Source organism: Qipengyuania sp. B-5 (assembly GCF_056857815.1).
In genome coordinates this window covers 26320-48308 of record NZ_JBSXNU010000045.1, presented here as the reverse complement: position 1 = coordinate 48308, position 21989 = coordinate 26320, and the positions used below count along the sequence as shown (strand labels likewise).

General features: G+C 60.4%; 26 protein-coding genes. 19 read left to right on the top strand and 7 right to left on the bottom strand.

The genetic code is table 11. From position 1 onward, the window contains the following. Window positions 1–165: 165 nt before the first annotated feature. Genes AC13CE_RS07755 through AC13CE_RS07745 form a run of 3 tightly spaced genes read left to right on the top strand, consistent with a single transcriptional unit; the run spans window position 166 to window position 2179 of the window. Window positions 166–432, top strand: a complete 267-nt coding sequence (locus AC13CE_RS07755) for a hypothetical protein (RefSeq protein WP_221538139.1) — start codon at window positions 166–168, stop codon at window positions 430–432. A gap of 39 nt (window positions 433–471) precedes the next feature. Beyond that, window positions 472–1329 (top strand): diacylglycerol/lipid kinase family protein, encoded by an 858-nt coding sequence (locus AC13CE_RS07750; RefSeq protein ID WP_221538138.1) that lies wholly within the window; start codon window positions 472–474, stop codon window positions 1327–1329. After that, complete coding sequence (locus tag AC13CE_RS07745) at window positions 1319–2179, top strand: metallophosphoesterase family protein (RefSeq protein WP_221538137.1); 861 nt, start codon at window positions 1319–1321, stop codon at window positions 2177–2179. Before AC13CE_RS07750 ends, AC13CE_RS07745 begins: the two co-directional genes overlap by 11 nt. Before the next feature lie 183 nt (window positions 2180–2362). Here AC13CE_RS07745 and rpsI read toward each other — a convergent pair whose 3' ends face one another. From rpsI to AC13CE_RS07725, 4 genes are all read right to left on the bottom strand, one after another. Then, window positions 2363–2887, bottom strand: coding sequence for a 30S ribosomal protein S9 (gene rpsI, locus AC13CE_RS07740; RefSeq protein WP_247710259.1), 525 nt, complete (start codon window positions 2885–2887; stop codon window positions 2363–2365). Then, window positions 2887–3366: a 50S ribosomal protein L13 gene (gene rplM / locus AC13CE_RS07735; RefSeq protein WP_221538136.1), complete on the bottom strand. Its 480-nt coding sequence runs from the start codon at window positions 3364–3366 to the stop codon at window positions 2887–2889. The genes rpsI and rplM overlap by 1 nt, the downstream gene beginning before the upstream one ends. Window positions 3367–3544: 178 nt before the next feature. Continuing rightward, window positions 3545–3871 (bottom strand): divalent-cation tolerance protein CutA, encoded by a 327-nt coding sequence (cutA, locus tag AC13CE_RS07730; protein ID WP_221538135.1) that lies wholly within the window; start codon window positions 3869–3871, stop codon window positions 3545–3547. Next, the gene (locus AC13CE_RS07725; RefSeq protein WP_482972062.1) at window positions 3868–4890 is read right to left on the bottom strand and encodes a COX15/CtaA family protein; all 1023 of its coding nucleotides are present in this window, start codon (window positions 4888–4890) and stop codon (window positions 3868–3870) included. Before AC13CE_RS07725 ends, cutA begins: the two co-directional genes overlap by 4 nt. 139 nt (window positions 4891–5029) lie before the next feature. Between AC13CE_RS07725 and AC13CE_RS07720 the strand changes: the two genes are divergently transcribed. The 5 genes from AC13CE_RS07720 (at window position 5030) to AC13CE_RS07700 (ending at window position 7809) form a co-directional block, all read left to right on the top strand. Beyond that, a complete protein-coding gene (locus tag AC13CE_RS07720) occupies window positions 5030–5434 on the top strand; it encodes a MerC domain-containing protein (protein WP_221538133.1) in 405 nt (134 codons plus the stop codon). Window positions 5435–5446: 12 nt separating this feature from the next. Next, entirely contained in the window at window positions 5447–6418 is a 972-nt protein-coding gene (thiS, locus tag AC13CE_RS07715) for a sulfur carrier protein ThiS (protein ID WP_221538132.1), read from the top strand. A gap of 14 nt (window positions 6419–6432) precedes the next feature. After that, a complete protein-coding gene (locus tag AC13CE_RS07710) occupies window positions 6433–6729 on the top strand; it encodes a GNAT family N-acetyltransferase (protein ID WP_221538131.1) in 297 nt (98 codons plus the stop codon). A 69-nt stretch (window positions 6730–6798) separates the two neighbouring features. Further along, window positions 6799–7326: a hypothetical protein gene (locus AC13CE_RS07705; protein ID WP_221538130.1), complete on the top strand. Its 528-nt coding sequence runs from the start codon at window positions 6799–6801 to the stop codon at window positions 7324–7326. A gap of 3 nt (window positions 7327–7329) precedes the next feature. Beyond that, the gene (locus AC13CE_RS07700) at window positions 7330–7809 is read left to right on the top strand and encodes a hypothetical protein (protein ID WP_221538129.1); all 480 of its coding nucleotides are present in this window, start codon (window positions 7330–7332) and stop codon (window positions 7807–7809) included. Here AC13CE_RS07700 and AC13CE_RS07695 read toward each other — a convergent pair. The 3 genes from AC13CE_RS07695 to AC13CE_RS07685 all read right to left on the bottom strand — a co-directional run bounded on the left by AC13CE_RS07695 (window position 7806) and on the right by AC13CE_RS07685 (window position 12448). Continuing rightward, a complete protein-coding gene (locus AC13CE_RS07695; protein ID WP_221538128.1) occupies window positions 7806–9608 on the bottom strand; it encodes an AMP-dependent synthetase/ligase in 1803 nt (600 codons plus the stop codon). The genes AC13CE_RS07700 and AC13CE_RS07695 overlap by 4 nt on opposite strands. Window positions 9609–9707: 99 nt before the next feature. Next, the gene (ggt, locus tag AC13CE_RS07690) at window positions 9708–11408 is read right to left on the bottom strand and encodes a gamma-glutamyltransferase (protein ID WP_221538127.1); all 1701 of its coding nucleotides are present in this window, start codon (window positions 11406–11408) and stop codon (window positions 9708–9710) included. A gap of 11 nt (window positions 11409–11419) precedes the next feature. Continuing rightward, window positions 11420–12448, bottom strand: a complete 1029-nt coding sequence (locus tag AC13CE_RS07685) for a quinone-dependent dihydroorotate dehydrogenase (protein ID WP_221538126.1) — start codon at window positions 12446–12448, stop codon at window positions 11420–11422. A gap of 336 nt (window positions 12449–12784) precedes the next feature. Between AC13CE_RS07685 and AC13CE_RS07680 the strand changes: the two genes are divergently transcribed. The 11 genes from AC13CE_RS07680 (at window position 12785) to AC13CE_RS07630 (ending at window position 21880) form a co-directional block, all read left to right on the top strand. Next, window positions 12785–14590 (top strand): DUF885 domain-containing protein, encoded by a 1806-nt coding sequence (locus AC13CE_RS07680; protein ID WP_221538125.1) that lies wholly within the window; start codon window positions 12785–12787, stop codon window positions 14588–14590. A gap of 25 nt (window positions 14591–14615) precedes the next feature. After that, the gene (locus AC13CE_RS07675; RefSeq protein ID WP_482972061.1) at window positions 14616–15524 is read left to right on the top strand and encodes an AraC family transcriptional regulator; all 909 of its coding nucleotides are present in this window, start codon (window positions 14616–14618) and stop codon (window positions 15522–15524) included. A gap of 107 nt (window positions 15525–15631) precedes the next feature. After that, the gene (locus AC13CE_RS07670; protein ID WP_221538123.1) at window positions 15632–16042 is read left to right on the top strand and encodes an RrF2 family transcriptional regulator; all 411 of its coding nucleotides are present in this window, start codon (window positions 15632–15634) and stop codon (window positions 16040–16042) included. Then, the gene (gene sufB, locus AC13CE_RS07665) at window positions 16039–17520 is read left to right on the top strand and encodes a Fe-S cluster assembly protein SufB (protein WP_221538122.1); all 1482 of its coding nucleotides are present in this window, start codon (window positions 16039–16041) and stop codon (window positions 17518–17520) included. Before AC13CE_RS07670 ends, sufB begins: the two co-directional genes overlap by 4 nt. Further along, on the top strand, window positions 17517–17765 hold the full coding sequence (locus AC13CE_RS07660) for a hypothetical protein (protein WP_221538121.1): 249 nt from the start codon (window positions 17517–17519) through the stop codon (window positions 17763–17765). The genes sufB and AC13CE_RS07660 overlap by 4 nt, the downstream gene beginning before the upstream one ends. After that, the gene (locus AC13CE_RS07655; RefSeq protein WP_221538120.1) at window positions 17762–18280 is read left to right on the top strand and encodes an endonuclease domain-containing protein; all 519 of its coding nucleotides are present in this window, start codon (window positions 17762–17764) and stop codon (window positions 18278–18280) included. The genes AC13CE_RS07660 and AC13CE_RS07655 overlap by 4 nt, the downstream gene beginning before the upstream one ends. Then, entirely contained in the window at window positions 18273–19022 is a 750-nt protein-coding gene (gene sufC, locus AC13CE_RS07650) for a Fe-S cluster assembly ATPase SufC (protein ID WP_221538119.1), read from the top strand. Before AC13CE_RS07655 ends, sufC begins: the two co-directional genes overlap by 8 nt. After that, a complete protein-coding gene (locus AC13CE_RS07645) occupies window positions 19019–19414 on the top strand; it encodes a hypothetical protein (RefSeq protein WP_221538118.1) in 396 nt (131 codons plus the stop codon). The genes sufC and AC13CE_RS07645 overlap by 4 nt, the downstream gene beginning before the upstream one ends. After that, window positions 19411–20166: a SufD family Fe-S cluster assembly protein gene (locus AC13CE_RS07640; protein WP_221538117.1), complete on the top strand. Its 756-nt coding sequence runs from the start codon at window positions 19411–19413 to the stop codon at window positions 20164–20166. The genes AC13CE_RS07645 and AC13CE_RS07640 overlap by 4 nt, the downstream gene beginning before the upstream one ends. Continuing rightward, window positions 20163–21380, top strand: a complete 1218-nt coding sequence (locus AC13CE_RS07635) for a SufS family cysteine desulfurase (RefSeq protein ID WP_221538116.1) — start codon at window positions 20163–20165, stop codon at window positions 21378–21380. Before AC13CE_RS07640 ends, AC13CE_RS07635 begins: the two co-directional genes overlap by 4 nt. Further along, window positions 21377–21880, top strand: coding sequence for an SUF system Fe-S cluster assembly protein (locus tag AC13CE_RS07630; RefSeq protein ID WP_221538115.1), 504 nt, complete (start codon window positions 21377–21379; stop codon window positions 21878–21880). Before AC13CE_RS07635 ends, AC13CE_RS07630 begins: the two co-directional genes overlap by 4 nt. The last annotated feature ends 109 nt before the right edge of the window (window positions 21881–21989 follow it).

Here is a 21989-nt window from a genome sequence, read left to right as displayed (position 1 = left end):
GTTTGGGGGACTGGACTGTCGAGGTCCGCCGCGTTTGTGTATTGAACGGTTACAACAGTAATTGCACTGCCCGGTCGACCGGTGTCGTAAGTTTCTGGACCGAGACCGGTTCGGCTCGACCAAGCGCGATTGGCAATCGGCGAACGGCATCCCTATGTATTCTGCATGCTGCTCTTCGCCTTGTTTCTCTTGGGGATCGGCAATTTCGCCGTTCACAAGGCGGTTCTGGAAAGCCGCCATCCCATGCTCGACGCTCTGCCTGGCTTCTATAGGTCTGGAGGAGGTCGCTTTTCGCTGTGGTTCGAATTCGTGATACTGCTCGCGGCGATGCTTCTGACTGGCAACGGATGGCCGGGAATGGCGATCGCCTACGGCATCTACAGCCTGCTCAATTTCGGCACTGGCTGGCTGATCCTTTCCGGAAGGGTCTGACCCTTGGGAACCTCGTGCGGGAGCGCGCGCTTCTGCAGCATGCTAAACGACCAAACGATCTGGCTGCTCGTGAATGCGCGATCCGGCAGCAATAGTGACGAGGCGATCGAAGCATTGGAGAGGCATTGCCTTCAGCACGGCTTCGAGATCGACCGGAAAATACGCTTCCCCGATGACGAACTGCCGGGCGCCGATGATCTGGATGCCGCTGGGATCGGGCGGTTGGCAATCTTCACCGGGGACGGTTCACTGAATGCGGCAATCACGAATCTCGGCGGTTGGGCTGGCGAAGTCATCGTTCTTCCGGGTGGCACGATGAATCTCCTTTGCAAGCGTTTGCACGGCCCGGATGCGGATCTCGAAACGATTGTCGAGCGTTTGGCGAAGGGTGCCTCGCGTGCGGTCCGTCCGCTCGTGGCTCGCTGCGAAGCTGGCGACGCGCTGGCAGGTTTGCTGGCCGGCCCGGGCACCTCGTGGGTCAGTGTTCGCGAAGCCATGCGCGATTTCGATCTGCCGGCGATGGCCGAAGGAACGAGCGAGGCCTGGTCGGAAACGATCGGGGGATCGATGGTGCGTTGCTGCGATCCTTCGCTCGGCCGCGAAGATGGTTATCCCCTGATCGAGTTCACCCCCAGCCACCGTGGACTCCAGCTCGACGCATTTCACGCGGAAGGAGCCGGCGAGTTGCTGCAGCAAAGCTTTGCACTGCTTCGCAGAAGCTTTCGGGAAGGTCCTCATACGCGGCTGGGTCTGGTGGATGAAATCACCCTGGAAACCTGCGACGGATCCCCGTTCCAGATACTTATCGACGGTGAACCGGCGACCTTGCCCGCCAAGGCAAAGTTCACGGTGGCCCCTTGCGAGGTCGATCTGCTAGCGACGCATCATGGCTTCTGAAGCGCGGCGCATTTTTCACCTTTCCGATATCCATTTCGGTCTCGAGAACAATCGTGCGCTCGATTGGGTAAAACAGGAAATCGAAGAAAAGCGTCCGGACGCAGTCGCGATCACGGGCGACCTCACCATGCGTGCGCGTCATCGCGAATTCAAAGCGGCAACGCACTGGATCAATTCGCTGACCGCGCCTGTCACCGTGGAAGTGGGCAATCACGATATGCCCTATTTCAATCCGATCGAGCGCTTTTTTTCGCCTTACAAGCGGTTCCGCGGAATGGCGGAGAAAGTCGAAAAGGAACTGGATCTCGGCAGCCTCGCGGTTGTGCCCCTCAAGACAGCCGTCCGTGCCCAGCCGCGGTTGAATTGGTCCAAGGGTTGGGTGACCGATGCGGCCCTCGAGAAATGTCTTGCTGCCATCGATTCACTGCCCGATGGTACGCAAGCATTGGTGGCCGTCCACCATCCCCTGCGCGAAGTCGGGACGGAGGGAACGGCCTTGACGAAGAACGGTGACAAGGCCCTCCGCGCCCTCGCGAAACGCCCTGTCGCTGCGGTGCTGTCCGGCCATGTTCACGATGCATTCGATATACTGGAAAGCACCACTGATGGTCCGGTCCGCATGATCGGCGCTGGCACGCTGTCGAAGCGGACCCGCTCCACTCCGCCCAGCTTCAACGAAATCGATTGGGACGGAGAGACGCTGACTGTTCGCGTCCGTAATCTCGAAGACATCGACACTCGTGCGATGCAGATAGACGACGTACCCGAGGATGCGATGCCTCCGCGTGGACCGGCCGACCCCGTCGCTCCGGTCCGACAGGTGCCACGGGTTGATCCACCCGTGCATTAACCGGGGGCAATTGCGCTACCCCAACCATTAGCTGCGACAATTCCGGCGCATATTGGCGGAAGCGATGGGACTCTTGTCTACGCTTGCAGCGAGTCCCGGGAGGGCGGATTTCCGGACACGAAAAAGGGCGGCACCTTGCGGAACCGCCCTTCTTGCTGATCCTGCGATCTGTATCGAGGCGAATTAACGCTTCGAGAACTGGAAGCTGCGGCGTGCCTTCGCACGGCCGTACTTCTTACGCTCGACCACGCGGCTGTCGCGGGTCAGGAACCCGGCAGCCTTGACCGTCGAACGAAGCGCCGGTTCGTATTTCGTGAGAGCCTGCGAAATGCCGTGCTTGACCGCACCTGCCTGGCCCGAGAGACCGCCGCCCTTTACGGTGGCGACCACGTCGTACTGGCCCTGACGGTCCGTAATGGCGAAGGGCTGGTCGATCACGAGGCGCAGGGTCGGACGTGCGAAGTAGACTTCCTGGTCCTTGCCGTTGACGGTGATCTTGCCGCTGCCCGGGACAAGCCATACGCGGGCAGTCGCGTCCTTGCGGCGACCGGTGGCGTAGGCGCGGCCCTGTGCGTCGAGTTCCTGCTCGCGCAGGGGAACGTCGGCTTTGGCGGCGATGTCAGCCGAATCGCCCTGCGGCGCGTCGGAAGCGATATCCTTCAGATCGGCGAGATCCGAGACGGTGTCGTTCTTGTTTTCGTCAGCCATTATGCAACAGCCTTGTTCTTGCGGTTCATCGAAGCAACGTCGAGCGTCTTGGGCTTTTGCCCGTCATGCGGATGCTCGGTGCCGTTGTAGAGGTGGAGCGCCCTCATCTGCGCGCGGCCAAGCGGGCCACGCGGGATCATGCGCTGAACGGCCTTTTCGAGGACGCGCTCGGGGAAACGGCCTTCCAGCACCTTGGCCGGAGTGGTTTCCTTGATGCCGCCCGGATGGCCGGTGTGCTTGTAATAGATTTTGTCGGTCATCTTCTTGCCGGTGAATTTCACCTTGTCGGCATTGATGACGATGACGTGATCACCGCAATCGACGTGCGGAGTGTAGCTCGGCTTGTGCTTGCCGCGCAGGATGTTGGCGATGATCGCGGCGAGGCGACCGACGACGAGATTCTCGGCGTCGATGATGTGCCATTCCTTTTCGACCTCGGCCGGCTTCGCCGACTGGGTCACTTTCGTGAGAGCCTTCATGGGCTTGATGTCCGTTTGCTCGAGTTTGTCGCACCCTGCAGGATGCGTTTTGTCTGGCGGACCCGCATAAACGGATCTGCAAAGCGCGCGCCCAATGGCGCCCAATGCGTGATTCGTCAAGCTAATCCGCGGGTCTCACGTGGGGTAAAATAATACCCCAAGCCCGTAGAGGGCAAAATCAGTGGCGGATATTACCGCCGCCGCCAAGATTTCGAAGCCAACTTTCAGCGGCCTTGCCCGCTACACATTGCCAGCCGAGTACAGCAGGCGCGTCGTAGGGATGTAGTTCCTCGAGACGCGAAATTGCCAGTTCCAGCAGATCTTCATCGGTCTTCAAGAGTGCGGGATATTCCTCGCCTTCACCCTTCTCGCCGCCCCATATGAAAAGCGATTGGATCGGGCCGCCGACATTGATGCAGCCGATCAGGCCTTCATCCAGCAACTGCTCTCCGATCTTGCGGGCGCTCTGGGTGTCGGGAAAGGGGCAGTAGATCAGCGCGCTCATCGGGCTCGTCCCAGCACATGGGCTCCCCATATATAAGCCGCCACCAGAAGTGCGCCAACGAGTTGGTGCAATACGGCCAGATGGAAATCCACGCCGGTCATCACGGTTGCGATGCCAAGCAGGATCTGGAGTCCGAATGCCGTGTGGATTGCAATCGAGACACGCCGATCCAGCGCTTTGACCTTGCGGGCCATGATTATCAGTGCTGCCACTGCGACCCAGGCCCACCATCTGTGCATCCAGTGAATAAGGAAGGGATCATGCGTTGCCGCCCAGAACAGGCCCTGAGAAAGGTCGAATTCAGGTATCAAGCGTCCCTGCATCAACGGCCAGCTGTCCGAAGCGAGTCCGGCGTTCAGCCCGGCGACCCATGCCCCCAGGAGTAGCTGGGCGAAAAGTATCACTCCGGTCCATGCTGCCAGCGCAGTCAGCCCGGCGGGCTTCGCCTGTCCGGCAGCCAGTCGCCTGAGATCCAGTGCGGTCCAGATAAGCCCGCCAAGCAATATCAGCGCAGTACACAAATGTATGGCCAAGCGGAAATGACTCACATCCGTCCGCGTTTCGAGACCTGAGGCCACCATCCACCAACCGAAACTGCCCTGCAGACCGACCAGCGCCACCAGCGCAAACAGGCGCCAGAAATAACCTTGGGGAATCATTCGGCGGATCGCGAAGATTATCAGCGGCATTGCCAGTGCGAGCCCTATGACACGGCCTAACTGGCGGTGAATCCATTCCCACCAGTAGATTGACTTGAAAGCTTCCAGATCCATGCCTGCCGGCCCGTTGATCTGCTGATATTCCGGAATACGCTGGTAGAGTTCGAATTCCGCCTGCCAGTCAGCCTGGCTCAGCGGCGGCAACGCCCCCAGAAGCGGTTTCCACTCGGTAATGGAAAGCCCGCTTTCGGTCAGGCGGGTTATGCCGCCGACCGTGACGATGGCCACGACCAGGGCGGCAACGATGAAAAGCCAGTTGGCAAGTAGCCTGGGGCGGGCATGCGATGTAGCATCGGTCATGGCGGGCGTGTTCGCTTCGATGACGGGTTTTCGCAAGTGCAAATGCCTCAATCGACGTAGCGACCCGGCAAATGACGAAATACGTCCCGATAGAAACTGGCTCTTGTAACAGGTAATACTATCACATATCTGCCATGACATGTTGCAACGCGCCATCAATCCGATTCGGCAGCGGCTCGATCGTATCGGCATCGGGCTGTCCGGTCTGTGTGCGCTGCACTGCCTTGCCAGTATTGTGCTGGTTTCGGGGCTTGGTATCGGCGGCGAACTCTTTCTCGCGCCTGATATTCACCGTTGGGGTCTGGTCGTGGCAACGCTGGTCGCGGCCGTCGCGATCGGGTGGGGCGCGCTGCGTCACCGGATGGCCATGCCCTTCGTCATTGCGATGACCGGGCTGACCTTTATGGGCGCCGCTCTCGCCGTTCCGCACGGCTACAAGGAAGCAGTGCTGACGATCATCGGGGTCGGCCTCGTGTCGCTCGGCCACATCCTCAACCTTCGTCACTGCCACTCTGCGGCTTGCAAGGAGCGCTGCGGGGACTAAGTGACGCGGGCTATGATAAGCCTGACCGTCAATGGCGAAACCCGCCGCACCGCCGCCTCCACCATCGCCGAACTCGTGCGCGAACTGGATCTCGACCCCGCCAAGGTCGCGGTCGAGCATAACGGCACTATTGCGCCGCGCAGCGAACTCTCCAAGCATACGGTTGCCGATGGCGACGTGCTTGAGATCGTGCACTTCGTTGGCGGTGGACATGCGGACGATAGCTGGAGTGTCGCGGGGCATACCTTCCATTCCCGCCTGATCGTCGGAACAGGCAAGTACAAGGATTTCGAACAGAATGCGGCTGCACTCGACGCCAGCGGGGCCGAAATCGTCACCGTGGCTGTCAGGCGGGTCAATGTGAGCGATCCGAACGCGCCGATGCTGACCGATTATATCGATCCGAAGAAGGTCACTTATCTCCCGAATACCGCAGGTTGCTTTACGGCCGACGAAGCCATCCGCACACTGCGCCTCGCGCGAGAAGCAGGGGGGTGGGACCTCGTGAAGCTCGAGGTGCTGGGCGAGGCGAAAACGCTTTATCCCGACATGCGCGAGACGTTGAAGGCGACAGAGGTGCTGGCCAAGGAGGGCTTTCACCCGATGGTTTACTGTGTCGACGATCCCATCGCTGCCAAGCAGCTAGAGGAAGCGGGTGCGGTGGCGGTCATGCCCTTGGGGGCGCCGATCGGCTCCGGGCTCGGTATCCAGAACCAGGTGACGATCCGGCTTATCGTGGAGGGGGCGAGTGTCCCTGTGCTAGTAGATGCGGGCGTCGGCACGGCCTCGGATGCGGCAGTGGCTATGGAACTGGGCTGCGACGGGGTCCTGATGAATACCGCGATTGCCGAAGCCAAGGACCCGATCCGCATGGCGCGTGCCATGAAGCTCGCCGTCGAGGCAGGGCGCGAAGCCTATCTCGCAGGCCGGATGGGCCGGCGCAAATATGCCGATCCGAGCTCGCCACTCGCGGGACTAATCTGAAGGTCGGGGGAAGGATGACGGACTTGCAAATCGAACTTGAGGAAACGGATAGCAAGGGCCGCTATTTCTACCGCCCGGAAGGTACCGATGATGAAGCGGAGATTACATTCTCGCGGGTCAGCCCTACGCGAATCATCGTCGATCATACTGGTGTTCCCGACACTATGCGCGGCCAGGGTATCGGTCAGCGGCTTGCCGAATTTGTGGTAAGGGATGCGCGGCAGAAGGGCATTTCCATTATTCCACTCTGCCCCTTCTTCAACGCGCTGGCGCAGCGCCACAAGGAATGGCAGGACGTCGTTCAACTCTAGCCCTTCCGTCCTTGCAGCGAAAAATTAACCATATTCGCCGACACTCCGATTCGACAGGGGAGTCGAATCATGGCTGTTACCAATGCTGCATCGCTGACCATCGCCGAGATGCGCGAATTCGCCGGCTTCACCGCTGCCGAGCAGCGCTATATCCGCCGCAGCCTCGATATCGGGTTAAGTCGTTGCGATGCCTTTCGCATCTGGGGCCGTACCCAGGGCGAAACCGCGGCGATCCGTAGCCAGTATGTTGCCTATCAGGAACTGAAGGCCCTGCGTGGTGCCATCCCGCATGAATCGGGCTTCGATGCCATCGAAAGCTTCATCGGCAAGATCACCCGCGTTGCTGCGTTCGATCTCGCACAGGAACGAATCGAGTGTTTCTCGGCCTTCCGCTTCTTGTACGAACGTCTGCTTGGCCCCGATGCTCGTCCATGGCTGCCCAGCGCCTTCTGCGCTGCCGCTGCTCTGCCGCAAATTCGCCCCGAACGCCGCAAGATGTTGCTGCAGTCATTGAGCGAAGCCGCAGCGACGGCTCCCGGGTGGAGCGACCGCGCGCCGAGCTTCTATCCCGAATTTATCGAGGAAGTGGCTGCTTGATTGATGGCAAATTCCACCGAGGCGATTTCAGCTGTAAATCATTGGCGCGGCCAGTGTCTTGATAACTTCGCTCGCGTCGAGAGGGCGATAATTGAAGCATTCTCTTCACATGGCATTTCTAATGCTAACCCTCCGCCAAAACTACACGAGAGCGCCGCTCAGCGGACCCGCAATCTAGCTTCGGCCTTGAAACAAAGTTTCGGCAAAAATCCTAAAGCTGCGAAAGCTGCCGCTCGTCTCCTCCATTGGTCACTACGAGAGAAACAGCGAAACTCGCTCGCTCACGGCTGTTTTACCGTGAGGGGAAATGATGCGAAGGATTGGTCGTTGGTGAATGAGACTGTCGAAGTAAAAAAGGGTGTGGCCGTCTCGACCAAAACCCCGATTTCCGCCATTGAAGCAGTGGCTTTTCTCGAAGCGATTATCAACGAACGAAAGGAATTGGAGTCCGCTTTGGCCGATCTAAAAGATCTGTCGAGCTAGTTCCGATAGAGCCCTTCTATCCGGTCGCCATAGCGTTCCTTGATCTTGTGGCGGCGGATTTTCATCGAAGGGGTCATTTCTTCGTTCTCGATGGTGAATCCTTCGTCGGCAAAGGTGAACTGGCGCACTTTCTCGATCACCGACAGATCTTTGTTCACCCGGTCAACTGCCTTTCGCACAGCACTGCGGAATTCGGGATCGTTCTGCAGCGCGGCTATGTCGAATTTCTTGCCGTTTTCGCGCGCCCATTCGAGTGCCCATTCGGCATCGGGCACGATCAGGCCGACGATATAGGGGCGCTTGTCACCGGCCACCATTGCCTGACCGATCTCGGGCTGTAGCGTAAGCATGCCTTCGACCTTTTGTGGGGCGATGTTGTCGCCCTTGTCGTTGACGATCATGTCCTTCTTGCGGTCGGTGATGACGATGCGGTTCTTCTCGTCGAGATGGCCGATATCGCCGGTATGGAGCCAGCCGTCCTTGATCGTCCGTTCGGTCTCAGCCTGGTTCTGCCAGTAACCGTGCATAACCAGTTCGCCGCGGCACAGGATCTCGCCGTCTTCCGCGATCCGGACCTCCACTCCGCGCATAGCGGGACCGACAGAATGCATGGCGATCCCGGCACTTGGGCGATTGCACGCCACGACCGGACCGGCTTCGGTCTGGCCATAGCCTTGCAGCATGGTCAGTCCCATCGCCTCGAAGAAAATGCCGACTTCGGGATTGAGCGGTGCGCCGCCTGAAACCATGGCCTTGATGCGTCCGCCGAAGCGCTGGCGTATCTTGGGTTTCAAAAGACGGCCGACGATCGCATCCTTGATCCCGTCGCCGAATTTCGATTTCCCCTCTGCCCGCCGCTCGCCGACCTCCAGCGCGGTCATCATCAGTTTTTCGGCCAGGCCGCCCTGCTTCATGACCTGCTTCATGATGCGTGCCCGCAAGACCTCGAACAGGCGTGGGACAACGACCATGATGGTCGGTTTAGTTTCCTCGATATTGCTGGCCAGCTTTTCAAGGCCTTCGGAATAATAGATCTGCGCGCCCACGCCGATCGGCAGGAATTGCCCGCCGGTGTGTTCGTAGGCATGGCTGGCGGGAAGGAAGGAGAGGAAGCGCTCCTCATCGTCGATACCGAAATCCTCAATCAGGATTTCCGCCGCGCCCGCGATATTGCAGAGGATCGCTCCGTGGTGCTGCATAACGCCCCGCGGTGCGCCGCCAGTGCCGCTGGTGTAGATGATACAGGCGGTATCGCCGCGACCGATCTTCGCAATGCGCTCTTCGACCGCCTTGCGTGCCTGTGCCGGATCGCCTTCCAGCATTTTCGCCCAATCATAATAGCTGAAACTGCCTGACTGCTGGCGGTGGAGATCCTCGATCCCGATCACATGCTCGGCAATACCGGTGGCCTGCAAGGCTCCGTGTAAGGGGCCAAGAAGCTTCTGATCCGAAACAATGACCGCTTTCGCCCCCGAATTGTCGAGGATGTGAATGTGGTCACGCTCGGTATTCGTAACGTAGGCGGGTACCGTGATGCATCCAGCAGCCATGATGGCGAGGTCCGATATGCACCACTCTGGCCGGTTCTCCGATACCAGGCATACGCGGTCGCCGGGTTGCAGGCCGAGGCGACGGAGGCTTTCCGCCAGCAGGCAGACCTGATCGGCTGCTTCGCGCCAGGTGATCGTCTGCCATTCTCCGTCGCGCTTGGCGCCGAGAAAGGCGCGATCGGGCCGCTCGTCCGCGCGTTTCAGGAAGAGTTCGACAAGGTTGTTGGCGGAATCGATATCCGACAGCACGGCAGGCTCCTCGAAATTATTATTCTTTTGTTGTGCGACCAACTGAGCGCGGATGCTTAAGCTCCCCCCGACGCTACGGCAAGAGAGGCTCTCGACTCCTCAGGGCATTTCGAGCTGGCTGGCGAGCCGCGGATCGCGCGCGCTCTGCCATTCGCCGCCGCGGTACAGCAGGGCGCCGCCCTTGAGCGGAGCGGGGCGGATCTGCAATTCCCGATGTCCGAGCGCGCGGAAGGCATCGGCAGACGCTTCCAACCATGTACCTTCTTCCAGTAGTACCTGGTTTCCGAAAGCCATCACGAAAGGAAGGCCCAGCGTTTCCTCCGCATCCAGTCCGAAATCGATAGCACCTATGATGCTGCGGGCGGTTTGTACGGGAATGGTGCTGCCGCCCGCGGCGCCGACAACCATGAAAGGCTCGCCTTGCGGGTCGTAGACCACGGTCGGTGACATCGAACTGCGAGGACGCTTGCCACCCTCCACCCGGTTGGCAACGGGCTTCCCTCCGACTTCTGGCGAGCGGCTGAAATCCGTGAGCTCGTTATTGAGATAGAAGCCGCCTACCATCAGCCCAGAACCGAAAGCGCCCTCGATGGTCGTAGTATAGCTGACCATTGTCCTGTCGCCATCGATTACTGCGAGATGGGATGTGCCCTTCTCCTCCGGCTCGTCGCCATCGGCCAGTGCCTGGAACGCACCTCGCGGATTCCCGGCCTCCACATTGGCCATGGCATTATCTTGTGAAATCAGGGCACTGCGCTGCGTCAGATATTCTTCGGCGAGCAATCCTTCAACCGGCACGCTGACGAAATCGCTGTCGGCAAGATAGATCTCGCGGTCGGCATAGGCGAGACGCTGCGATTCCAGGAACAGGTGCCAGGTGACGGGATTATCGATCCCCATTTCCGCGAGATCGAAGCGTTCCAGTTGGCCGAGCATCTGCTGCACCGCCACACCTCCCGAAGTGGGCGGACCCATCGAGCAGATGCGGTACTCGCGATAGGGCGTGCACACCGCTTCGCGCTGCCTGGCCTCGTACCCTCCGATGTCATCCAAAGTCATCGCACCCGGCCGGGGCGTTGCTGCGGCTACAGTAGCAGCCAGTTCTCGCGCCAGATCTCCCGAGTAGAAACTTTCCGGCCCTTGCTTTGCGATGGTCTCGAGCGTGCGGGCCAGGTCCTCGTTTCGTATCAACGTGCCTACAGGGTACGGTTCGCCCGAAGCATCGAAAAACAGCGCGCGGCCACTTTCGCTGAAAGCGGCGCGATTCTTTGCGGTGGATAGCGAGTTGTTCAGTCTCGGATTGATGCGGAACCCTCCCCGCGCAAGGCGTATGGCGGGCACAAACAGCTCGGCCCAGGCGAGCCTGCCATGCGCCTCATGAGCCTTTGCCGCGAGTGCGATATTACCCGGCACGCCTACACTCAGCCCGCTCAGAACGGAATCCATGAAGGGCGGAACCTTGCCTTCTCCATCGAGGAACCAGTCCGGTGTTGCGCCGTCCGGTGCGGTTTCACGCCCGTCATAGGTGATGACATCGCCATCGGCCTCGCCCCGGACGAGGAACCCGCCCCCGCCGATGCCCGAACTCTGCGGTTCCACCACGGTCAGCGCCAGCATCACCGCGATCGCGGCATCTGTGGCGCTCCCTCCCTGCCGAAGAATTTCCTCTCCGGCAGCTTGCGCGCGCGGGTCGGCAGCACTGACCTGGCCGACGAAGGCCTTCGCTTCGGGCTGGAGAGGGGCGGTGGCGCAGGCGGAAATCGCAAGCGCGGCGATCGCAAGGGGCAGTGTCCGTAACATCACGCGCGACGCTATTCGCTTCCAACCGCCTCTGCAATCGAGGAAAAGCCGTCACGCAGCATCAGGTGTTCTAGGCCGTGTATAATCTTTCGCGGCAGGCCCGGACCTTCGTAGACCATTGCGCTGTAAAGCTGGACGAGGCTGGCACCGGCCCTGATGCGCGCCCAGGTCTGCTCCGCAGTGGCGATACCGCCGACGCCGACGAGCGGTATTGCTCCCCCGGTTGCCTTGCGAAAATCCCGTAGGCGCTGCAGTGCGAGATCGTGCAATGGCGCTCCAGACAAACCGCCTGCTTCGCCCGCATGGGGAGAGGCAAGGGCGGGTCTGGAAATGGTGGTATTCGAAACGATCAGCGCGCCTAGTTGCTTGTCGATTGCAATCCTTGCGATGGCGTCGATGTCGGCCGGTTCCAGATCAGGAGCAACCTTGAGAAACACGGGCGGACCCCCTGGTCCCCGCGCATCGAACACCGCATCGAGCAGGCTGATCAACGCACTTTCGTCCTGCAACGCCCTAAGCCCCGGTGTGTTCGGGCTGGAAATGTTCACCGCGAGGTAAGTGGCCAGCGGCGCCATGATCCGGGTCATCTCGGCATAATCGGCGATGCGGTCGGTACTGTCCTTGTTCGCGCCTATGTTGATGCCGAGGACACCGGCGCGCTGTTTCCTCTGCGCAAGCCTTTGTGCTGCTGCTTCGGCGCCGCCATTGTTGAAACCCATGCGGTTGATGACTGCCCTGTCCTCGACCAGCCGGAAAAGACGTGGCTTGGGATTGCCCGCCTGCGGCCGCGGGGTGATCGAACCCACCTCGGCGAAACCGAAGCCCAGGGCGAGGAGCTTGTCAGGGACCTCGCCATCCTTATCGAAACCGGCGGCCATGCCCAGCGGATTGGGGAACCGGATGCCCGCCACTTCGGTTTCCAGCGGACCTGCTTCCGCAATCGGCCCCAAAGGAGCCATCTTGAGGGCCGCCAGCGTCAGCCGGTGCGCATGTTCCGGATCGAGGGCAAACACCGCGGGGCGAAGGAGATCGAACAGCATTGCGCGGCCTATGACCGAGGTGCAGGACCATGTCGAGTATACCCATTGTCCTGCGGCGGGACTCTATTGTAAAATTCCGCCAAAGTGGCTTCTCCGGCACGACCATGTCGCGTGGATACAATCATTTGAAACAGAGAACCGCTATCACGATTCCTGCGACCCGAAGGGCTCGAAGCAGTAATGCAACGAGTTCTCACCTATAGAGGGCGGCTCCCTGTGGGCCGCCCTTTTTTTGTCTAATATCGCAGGGCTCTCCATCCTTGTCGTATTTATACTGTTTACTGGTAGACCCCGACATGCTTGGACGTACTCCAGCGACATCACGAGAGGGTAAAAATGCGGCTTTTCAGCAAGTTTTTCGCTTCGGGCATATCGGCACTGGCCTTGTCGGCCTGTGCGACAACCCAACCCATGCCCGCGGAAAACGCCCAGGCGCCGGAACGCTCGCAATCGGAAAAAGAACGTCTCGCCGGGCTGTTCGAGGAATACGACCGCGCCTCGCTCGAGCTGTCGCCCCTGAGCAAAGCCTATCGCGGAATCCGGGATGAGGATTACGGGGAATGGGGCGATTTTTCCGAGGCCGCCGAAGTGCGCGAGGAGGAATTGCTGCAATCGACTGCAGCGAAGATGCGCAGCGACTTCGATCTTTCTGCTCTCTCGGCCGAAGACGCGCTGAGCTACCGTCTGTTCGCCGCCATGGCGGAGCGCAGCGCAGCAAGGTTTCCCTTCCGCGACTATGACTACATCTTCGACCAGATGAACGGTGCGCAAAGCCAGCTTCCGGCGTTTCTCATCAATATTCACCGCGTAACAGATACATCCGATGCCGAAGCCTATATCAGCCGGATCGAAGGCATGGGCCCCGCACTCGATACGCTGCTTGCACAATCGCGCGAGCATGCCGATGCCGGCATCATGCCGCCCGACTGGGTCTATCCCTACGTGATTTCGGACATCGAGAACCTGCTGGCAGCAGGTAACGACAACGCAATTCTCGAGGATTTCCGAGGAAAGGTCGCCGAACTCGATGGCAGCGCGACAATGATCGAGACGGCCGAAAGCGCATGGGCTTCCAGCGCCAGGCCGGCATATGAGCGATTGCTGGCGGAAATGAAGCGCCAACAGGCTATCGCGCCGACCGATGACGGCATCTGGCGTTTTCCCGAGGGCGCAGCCTATTACGAAGCGCTGTTGGCAAACTACACCACCACCGACCTGACCGCCGACGAAATTCACAATATCGGGCTGCGCGAGATCGAGCGGATCCACGGCGAAATGCGGGCGATCATGCAGCAGGTCGGCTTCGAAGGCGATCTGCAGGATTTCTTCCAGTATACCCGCAGCGACGACCGCTTCTATTATGATAGCCGCGAAGCCTATCTGGCCGATGCGGAAGCGAAGCTGGATGCGATGGAAGCGAGACTGCCCGAATATTTCAACACGCTTCCCACAGATCCGCTGGTCATCAAGCCGGTCGAGGCATTTCGCGAGAAGAGTGCGGGCAAGGCGTTCTACCAACGTCCCGCACCCGATGGCTCGCGGCCCGGCACCTATTATGTGAACCTCTACAATCTGAACGACATGTCGAAGAACGAGCTGGAGGCTCTCGCATATCACGAAGGGCTTCCTGGCCATCACCTCCAGCTTTCGATCCAGACCCAGCTGGGGGATGTGCCACCCTTCCGGCGTTTCGGCGGAGTTACGGCCTATAGTGAAGGTTGGGGCCTTTATTCCGAGGAACTGGGCAAGGACATGGGCTTCTATACCGATCCCTACTCCGATTTCGGACGGCTTGGCATGGAGCTGTGGCGCGCGGCCAGGTTGGTGGTCGACACCGGCATCCACCACAAGCGCTGGAGCAGGGAAGAGGCGATTGCCTATCTCACCGAGAACACGCCAAATCCCGATGGCGATATCCGGAAGGCCATCGAGCGTTACGTCGTCTATCCGGGACAGGCGACCGCCTACATGATCGGCAAGTTGAAGATCATGGAGCTGCGCGGACGCGCCCGGGAGCAACTGGGCGAAGATTTCGACATCCGCGCCTTCCACGATGTCATTCTCACCAGCGGACCCGTACCGCTCTCGATCATGGAAGAGAACGTCGATAGCTGGATCGCGCAAAACCGGTCTGCAAGCTGATCTTTGCGCTGACGGGGCGGACAGTATGGCCGAGGGGGACACGGGCGCGGCAGATTATGCGTTCGAGTGGGTGGAATCGCCCACCGATATCGCGCCCTATCTGAATTCTCTCTACATTCTGCGCTCTGGTGGAGCCGTGGTCGAAGATATGATGCCTGCGTACTCCGGGCAGCTGGTGGTATTGTTGCAGGGCGGCGGGAAAATGTTCTTCGCTGGCGGCGGTCTGGCCCATGCCCGCTCTGCTTTTTTCCAATGTCCGTTAACCCGGGCGCACAGGTTCGAAATCCAGCCGGATACCGTCATGCTCGGTGTGTCGCTCAATTTCCGCGGCTGGGCTGCACTAACGGGCCTCTCCGTGGATAAATTCAGGGATTGCGCCCTGCCCGTCGAGGAGGTTCTTTCCAAACCACTTGCCGAGCGCCTTCTTGCGATCTCTCCGCGCATAGGCGCCGGTGCACTTTCGCAGCGTGAGGCGCTGGAAGAGCTCGCTTCGATTGTGCGGGACGGGATTTCCCCGATACCGGTTCGCCACAGGCAGGTGATTGATCGCACACTCCTATGGCTGTCGTCGTCCCTCAAGCCGGAGGTCGCGACGCTTTACGAAGCGCTGCCCTATTCGGAGCGTCAGGTGCAGCGTTTGGTTGCGCGCTTTTTCGGCCAGCCTCCCGTGAGACTGATTCGGCGCTACCGCGCGATCCGCGCGGCTACGTTGCTATCGCTGCCGGAGCTTGCGCCTGGACTGGAAGCCGAAATCCGCGAGGCGTTTTACGATCAGGCTCACATGATCAAGGAAATACGTCACTTCACCGGCCGCACGCCGAGGCGGCTGAAACCGAAAGAGAAGTCGGTCGTCAAGGAAACCCTCGGCGAACCCGGCTATGGCTCGGTCGATCTCTTCGGCGGCAGTCAGGACGAGGCACTGGGACGCGGCTGAAGGCCCTGAGCCAATTGCTAACGACTCGCAATTGGCGGTTTTCCGTTGAATTTCGAAGGTCCGGCCCATAGCTGGTTAATCGGAGCGGATTCGTCCGATTTGAAATTATGCGCCTTTCGAACCTTGCAGATTATGCCGTCGTCACGATGAGCCAGGCTGCCCGCCATTGCGGCGGGGGCAGGGTCAGTGCGTCGGATCTCGCAGCCGAAACCGGGCTTCCGGCACCCACTGTACAGAAACTGGTCAGCAAGCTGGTTGGTGCAGGGCTGCTGCGGTCGGTGCGCGGCGCCGGTGGCGGGCTGCAACTGGCCCGCCCGGCCGCTGCGATCAGCCTTGCCGATATTGTCGAGGCGGTGGAGGGGCCGATCGCACTGACCGCCTGCATCGAAGGTACCGAATGCGTGGTGGAACACGAATGCCGCATCAGGCCGCACTGGCCGATGGTCAACGAAGCTCTGCGCGGCGCGCTGGCGGGGATCCCGCTGACGCAGCTGGCGCAGGAAAAGGAAGTAGCGTGAACGAACAGGTGGACATCCAGGACCGCGAAGCGAAGGAAGCCGCTGCGAAGGCTGCGGAATACGAGCATGGCTGGTCGTCGGACATCGAGACCGAATTCGCCGAGAAGGGGCTGACCGAGGATACGGTTCGCTTCATTTCGGCCAAGAAGGGCGAGCCCGAATGGATGCTCGACTGGCGTCTCAAGGCCTTCCGCATCTGGCAGGAAATGGAAGAACCCAACTGGGCGAAGCTCGGCTATCCGGCGATCGATTACCAGGACGCCTATTACTACGCTGCTCCGAAGAAGAAGGTGGAGCTGGAATCGCTCGACGAACTCGATCCCGAGATCAAGCGAGTTTACGACAAGCTTGGCATCCCGCTTGGGGAGCAGGAGGTCCTTGCCGGAGTCAAAGGGGCGAAGAAGGTCGCGGTCGATGCAGTGTTCGATAGCGTCAGCGTCGCCACCAGCTTCCGCGAGGAGCTGAAGAAGGCGGGCGTAATCTTCCTGTCGATCAGCGAGGCGATCAGGGAATATCCGGAGCTGGTGAAGAAGTGGCTCGGCAAGGTCGTGCCGCAGAAGGACAACTATTTCGCCACGCTCAACTGCGCGGTCTTTTCGGACGGCACCTTCGTCTACATCCCCGAAGGGGTGCGCTGCCCGATGGAACTCAGCACCTATTTCCGCATCAATGCGGAGAATACCGGCCAGTTCGAACGCACGCTGATCGTTGCCGAAAAGGGCAGCTATGTCAGCTATCTCGAAGGCTGCACTGCACCTATGCGCGACGAAAACCAGCTCCATGCCGCCGTGGTCGAACTGGTCGCGATGGAGGATGCGGAGATCAAGTATTCGACCGTCCAGAACTGGTACCCCGGCAATGCCGAGGGCAAGGGCGGGATCTACAATTTCGTCACCAAGCGCGGGCTCTGTCAGGGTGCGCGCAGCAAGATCAGCTGGACGCAGGTCGAAACCGGCAGTGCGGTGACGTGGAAATACCCTTCCTGCGTACTCAATGGCGAAAACAGCGTGGGCGAATTCTACTCGGTCGCCGTCACCAACAATTACCAGCAGGCCGATACCGGCACCAAGATGATCCATAACGGCAAGGGAAGCCGCTCGACGATCATTTCCAAGGGCATTTCGGCAGGCAAGTCGAACAACACATATCGTGGCCTTGTGCGCGTGGCGGCCAATGCCGACGGGGTGCGCAACCGCACCGAATGCGACAGCCTGCTGATCGGCGACCAGTGCGGCGCGCATACCGTGCCCTATATCGAGGTGAAGAACCCCTCCGCCCAGATCGAGCACGAGGCGACCACCAGCAAGATCAGCGACGACCAGCTCTTCTACGCCATGCAGCGCGGTCTGGATGAGGAAGAGGCGATGGCACTGATCGTCAACGGCTTCGCCAAGGACGTGATGAAGCAGCTGCCGATGGAGTTTGCTGTAGAGGCGCAGAAGCTGCTGGCGATTTCGCTTGAGGGGAGTGTGGGGTGATGCTCGGACTCTTGTCGATACTTTTCTTGATTGGTTTCCCCGCCGCGGTAGCCGCTTTTCTGGCTTATAGGATTAGCGTGGAGCTGCGCACGGGCCGCAGCTATGTCTTCGGCTACTGGACCAATCGCGAGGTTCAGCCGCGCATGTTCTGGTTTGACATCATGCTGAAGGCGGTCGGCATCGTTATTTTCATCTACCTGCCACTCTCGGTGGTTTGGACTTCGGTAGGATCCTTCGTCCAATGACTGACCGCAAGACGCTCCAGCTTCGCGATCCATCCGAGACCGCCGACGAGGCCCCTTCGATCAAGAAGAAGGGCCGGGGTTGGGAAATTTCGGAGAAGCGTCTCGACGCCCTGCACGAACAGGCGCGCGAGATGCGGCGCTATTCGACCGAGGCGCACAAGGCGCTGGCCGAGCGTTTCGCCAAGGCGGACATGGGCCGCTATACCTTCAAGCGCCACGCCGTCGTCGGCAGTGCGATCGTCGATTTCAACTGCCACAATCTCGGCATGGCGATCATGATCGACGAGGAAGGGCAGGACGATGCCCTCGCCAAGCGCCGCGACAAGAGCCTCGAATCGGTCGGCATTCGCGTGATGCGGATTGCCGCCAGGGACATCCTCGAGAACATGGACGCGGTTCTCGAACGTATAACGCTCGGCATGCGCAGCCGCATCGCCGACAAGCAACAGGCGCGCCGCGAGCACCAGCGCAGCAGCGCGCCGCGCCCCCGCTACACCAGGAACGACAATGCTTAAGATCGACAATCTCACCGCCGAAGTGGGCGGTACGCAAATCCTCGACGGCCTAAGTCTCGAAGTCCCTGCCGGAGAGGTCCATGCCATCATGGGCCCCAATGGTGCCGGCAAGTCGACGCTCTCCTATGTTCTGGGCGGTCGACCGGGATATGAGGTGACGGGCGGATCAGTCACCTTCCGGGGGCAGGACCTGCTCGACATGGAACCGCACGAGCGCGCTGCTGCCGGCCTGTTTCTTGGTTTCCAGTATCCGGTCGAAATCCCGGGTGTTTCGAATGTTCAGTTCCTTCGTGAAGCGCTTAATTCGCAACTGAAATCGCGCGGCGAAGAACCGCTTACGGGCGGCGAATTCCTCAAGCTGGCCAAGGAAAAGGCCGCTTTGCTCAAGCTCGACATGGACATGCTCAAGCGCCACGTAAACGTCGGCTTTTCCGGCGGCGAGAAGAAGCGCGCAGAAATGGTCCAGATGGGCATTCTCGATCCCGCCTTTGCCGTGCTCGACGAAACCGACAGCGGTCTCGACATCGACGCATTGCGCGTCGTGGGCGAAGGGATCAACGCAATCATGCGCAATCCCGCCAAGGGCGTGCTGCTGATCACTCATTACCAGCGCCTGCTCGAGGTGGTGAAACCCGATCGCGTGTCGATCCTGAGCAAGGGGCGGATCGTCAGGACCGGCGGGCCGGAACTTGCCCAGCAACTCGAAAGCGAAGGCTACGATGCCGTGATGGAGGCCGCATGATTCTCGCTGCACTCACCCTCCTGCTTGTTCAATCTGCCGCGCCTGCAGCCGCATCGACGCCGACCGAAGAGGACGTCGCGCGCGAAACTGCCGCGATCGATAAGGTGTTCGATAAATGGCAGGGCGGCGTCTACAAGAAAGAGGACGACAAGCTGACGTGCCGCATGAAGCAGAGTTCGGGCGACCAGGCGGTCGACCTGCTGCGCTGCGGTGCCATGATCGGCTGCTATGCGCCTCGCGCAGAAGAGCTCGATACCATCGCCGCCTCCGATGCACCCGCCGAAGACCGCAAGGCACAGATGCAGGAAGTGATGGACGAGGTTCAGCCCTGCATCGAAAAGGCCCACCGCGAGGGTAAGCGCCGCATCGCCATCGTGAGGGCGGCAGAATGAGCGGGACGCTCGACCTTCCGACCCGCAAGGATGAAGCCTGGCGCTATGCCGCGGTGGAGAAACTGCGTGCGGACGATCTCGGCAAATGGCGTCAGCTCGACGTGGCGGCAGGCGAGAGCGTGCGCGAACTTGTCGTCATAAGCGACGAAGATTCCGGCGAAACGGAGCTGGTCCAGCTGCGCGTGAACCTCGGCGAGAATGCCCGCTGCGAGATTTTTGGCGTCATTGCTTCGGGCGAATATGCCCGGGTCGAAGTGGAAGCGACGCTCGGCAAGGGCGCGCATTTCGAAATGGGCGGCATCACCGTCGGCGGCCGCGATACAGTGCGCGAGTTCGTCACCCACGTGATCCATGCCGAACCCGATGGAACGAGCAATCAGACCGTACGGAGCGTCCACTGGGGCAAGGGAACGGGCAACTTCCTCGGCAGCATCGATGTGGTGCGAAACGCCCAGAAGACGGACGCGGCGCAGGATTTCAAGGGCCTGCTCCTCGAAAAAGGTGCAAGCGTGAATGCCGTGCCGCAGCTGGAAATCTTCGCCGACGATGTGAAGTGCGCGCATGGCGCCACCGTGGGCCAGCTCGACGAGAGCGCACGCTTCTACATGGCCGCGCGGGGGCTCTCGCCCGACCTCTCTCGCCGACTTCTGGTACAGGCCTTCATCGGCGATGCGCTGGTGGGTCTGGATGACGAGAAAACGCAGGAGCGGTTGATGCAGATCGCGCTGGACAAGCTGGACAAGCACTTGTGAGCGAAGCTGCCACCCTTACGCGGAAAGCCGATTTTCCCGGCCTTGTCACCCAGGACGGCAAGCCGTGGCACTATCTCGACACGGCCGCCTCGGCACAGAAGCCGCAGGTCGTTGTCGACGCGATGAGCCGGGCGCTCGGCCGCGACTATGCGACCGTGCACCGCGGCGTCTATGGCCGTTCGGCGCAGATGACCCTGGGATACGAAGCAGCCCGCCGCCGGGTCGCCGATTTCATCGGTGCGCGGTCGGAGAACGAGGTGGTGTTCGTACGCGGCGCAACCGAAGCCATCAACCTTGTGGCGGCGACCTGGGGCATGACCCGCATTGGCCAGGGCGATCGGATCATCCTCTCCACGCTCGAACATCATTCGAATATCGTGCCGTGGCAAATGCTTGCCGAACGGACCGGAGCGGAAATCGAGGTTTGCCCGCTGACCGAAGACGGCCGGATCGATCTCGGCGGACTGGAAGCACTCCTCTCGCAGCGAACCAAATTGGTAGCATTGGCACATGTGTCGAATGTTTTAGGTTCGGTACTCGATGCACGCAGGGCCGCCGATCTGGCTCATTCTGTCGGCGCGAAAATCCTGCTCGATGGCTGTCAGGCCGCCCCACGCATGAAGCTCGACATGGCTGCGCTGGATTGCGATTTCTACGTTTTCTCCGGCCACAAGCTTTATGGTCCCACCGGCATCGGCGTACTTTGGGCGCGCGAGGACATTCTCGACCATATGCCTCCATACCAAGGCGGCGGTTCGATGATCGAGAAGGTCGCATTCGACGGCACGACCTATGCCCCGCCTCCGCAGCGCTTCGAAGCGGGGACACCCATGATTACCGAGGCAATCGCGCTGCATGCCGCCATCGACTATGTCGACGCGCTCGGACCGGATTGGCTGTTCGAACATGAAACTGCCTTGGCAGCCAAGTTACGCGCCGAACTGCGCAAGCTGAACGACGTGACGCTTTTCGGACCTGAGGAAAGCGCCGGAATCGTATCCTTTGCACTCGATGGGGTTCATCCGCACGATTTGGGCACCATATTGGATGAAGAAAACGTCGCCATCCGCGCCGGACATCACTGCGCACAGCCTTTGATGGAGTATCTGGGCGTTCCGGCCACGGCCCGCGCCAGCTTCGGCCTCTATAGCGACGAAGACGATATAGCCGCGCTGATGCGCGGAATCGAAAGGACCCGGAGGATCTTCGGATGAACAAGCCAAGCGACGACAAGGATTTCATTGCCGCCCCCTCGCCTGCCGATACGATTGTCGGCAAACCCCCGCGGGCGCGTGTTGCGGACGCCGTCGATTCCGATGAGACTGCTGGCGAGAAGCTCGAGCGCAAGCGCGATTATCTCGAAGGCTTCCTCGCCAAAAAGCCCGAGACGGAAAGTGCTTCGGGTCCGGGCGGCAAACTGCAGCAGGCGGTGATCGATGCGCTCAAGGAAATCTACGATCCCGAAATTCCGGTCAATATTTACGATTTGGGCCTGATTTACGGCGTCGAGGTCGACGACGAGTGCGATGTCACCGTCATCATGACGCTGACCACACCTCATTGCCCGGTGGCCGAAAGCATGCCCGGCGAAGTGGAATTGCGCGCCGCCAGCGTACCCGGTGTCCGCGATGCCGAGGTCAATCTCGTCTGGGATCCGCCCTGGGGCCCCGAAAAGATGACTGACGAGGCCCGTCTCGAACTGGGGATGCTGTGAGCGATGCCCAGCCCGGCACTCTCGCTTGCTGCGAACGGCACCGCACTGCGCTTCCGGTGCTCACGGACCGGAAGTCCGCTGCGCCCCGGTTCTCGTGCGGCACCATTCT

Excerpts from the sequence above, each read along its gene's own strand:
- AC13CE_RS07720 (WP_221538133.1), top strand. The coding sequence starts at position 5,030 with ATGTTGCAACGCGCCATCAATCCGATTCGGCAGCGGCTCGATCGTATC.
- AC13CE_RS07640 (WP_221538117.1), top strand. The coding sequence starts at position 19,411 with ATGAGCGGGACGCTCGACCTTCCGACCCGCAAGGATGAAGCCTGGCGC.
- AC13CE_RS07755 (WP_221538139.1), top strand. The coding sequence starts at position 166 with ATGCTGCTCTTCGCCTTGTTTCTCTTGGGGATCGGCAATTTCGCCGTT.
- AC13CE_RS07680 (WP_221538125.1), top strand. The coding sequence starts at position 12,785 with ATGCGGCTTTTCAGCAAGTTTTTCGCTTCGGGCATATCGGCACTGGCC.
- AC13CE_RS07645 (WP_221538118.1), top strand. The coding sequence starts at position 19,019 with ATGATTCTCGCTGCACTCACCCTCCTGCTTGTTCAATCTGCCGCGCCT.
- AC13CE_RS07630 (WP_221538115.1), top strand. The coding sequence starts at position 21,377 with ATGAACAAGCCAAGCGACGACAAGGATTTCATTGCCGCCCCCTCGCCT.
- AC13CE_RS07700 (WP_221538129.1), top strand. The coding sequence starts at position 7,330 with ATGGCAAATTCCACCGAGGCGATTTCAGCTGTAAATCATTGGCGCGGC.
- thiS (WP_221538132.1), top strand. The coding sequence starts at position 5,447 with ATGATAAGCCTGACCGTCAATGGCGAAACCCGCCGCACCGCCGCCTCC.
- AC13CE_RS07675 (WP_482972061.1), top strand. The coding sequence starts at position 14,616 with ATGGCCGAGGGGGACACGGGCGCGGCAGATTATGCGTTCGAGTGGGTG.
- sufC (WP_221538119.1), top strand. The coding sequence starts at position 18,273 with ATGCTTAAGATCGACAATCTCACCGCCGAAGTGGGCGGTACGCAAATC.
- AC13CE_RS07670 (WP_221538123.1), top strand. The coding sequence starts at position 15,632 with ATGCGCCTTTCGAACCTTGCAGATTATGCCGTCGTCACGATGAGCCAG.
- AC13CE_RS07750 (WP_221538138.1), top strand. The coding sequence starts at position 472 with ATGCTAAACGACCAAACGATCTGGCTGCTCGTGAATGCGCGATCCGGC.
- AC13CE_RS07725 (WP_482972062.1), bottom strand. The coding sequence starts at position 4,890 with ATGACCGATGCTACATCGCATGCCCGCCCCAGGCTACTTGCCAACTGG.
- AC13CE_RS07685 (WP_221538126.1), bottom strand. The coding sequence starts at position 12,448 with ATGCTGTTCGATCTCCTTCGCCCCGCGGTGTTTGCCCTCGATCCGGAA.
- AC13CE_RS07705 (WP_221538130.1), top strand. The coding sequence starts at position 6,799 with ATGGCTGTTACCAATGCTGCATCGCTGACCATCGCCGAGATGCGCGAA.
- AC13CE_RS07745 (WP_221538137.1), top strand. The coding sequence starts at position 1,319 with ATGGCTTCTGAAGCGCGGCGCATTTTTCACCTTTCCGATATCCATTTC.
- AC13CE_RS07710 (WP_221538131.1), top strand. The coding sequence starts at position 6,433 with ATGACGGACTTGCAAATCGAACTTGAGGAAACGGATAGCAAGGGCCGC.
- cutA (WP_221538135.1), bottom strand. The coding sequence starts at position 3,871 with ATGAGCGCGCTGATCTACTGCCCCTTTCCCGACACCCAGAGCGCCCGC.
- AC13CE_RS07655 (WP_221538120.1), top strand. The coding sequence starts at position 17,762 with ATGACTGACCGCAAGACGCTCCAGCTTCGCGATCCATCCGAGACCGCC.
- ggt (WP_221538127.1), bottom strand. The coding sequence starts at position 11,408 with ATGTTACGGACACTGCCCCTTGCGATCGCCGCGCTTGCGATTTCCGCC.
- rpsI (WP_247710259.1), bottom strand. The coding sequence starts at position 2,887 with ATGGCTGACGAAAACAAGAACGACACCGTCTCGGATCTCGCCGATCTG.
- rplM (WP_221538136.1), bottom strand. The coding sequence starts at position 3,366 with ATGAAGGCTCTCACGAAAGTGACCCAGTCGGCGAAGCCGGCCGAGGTC.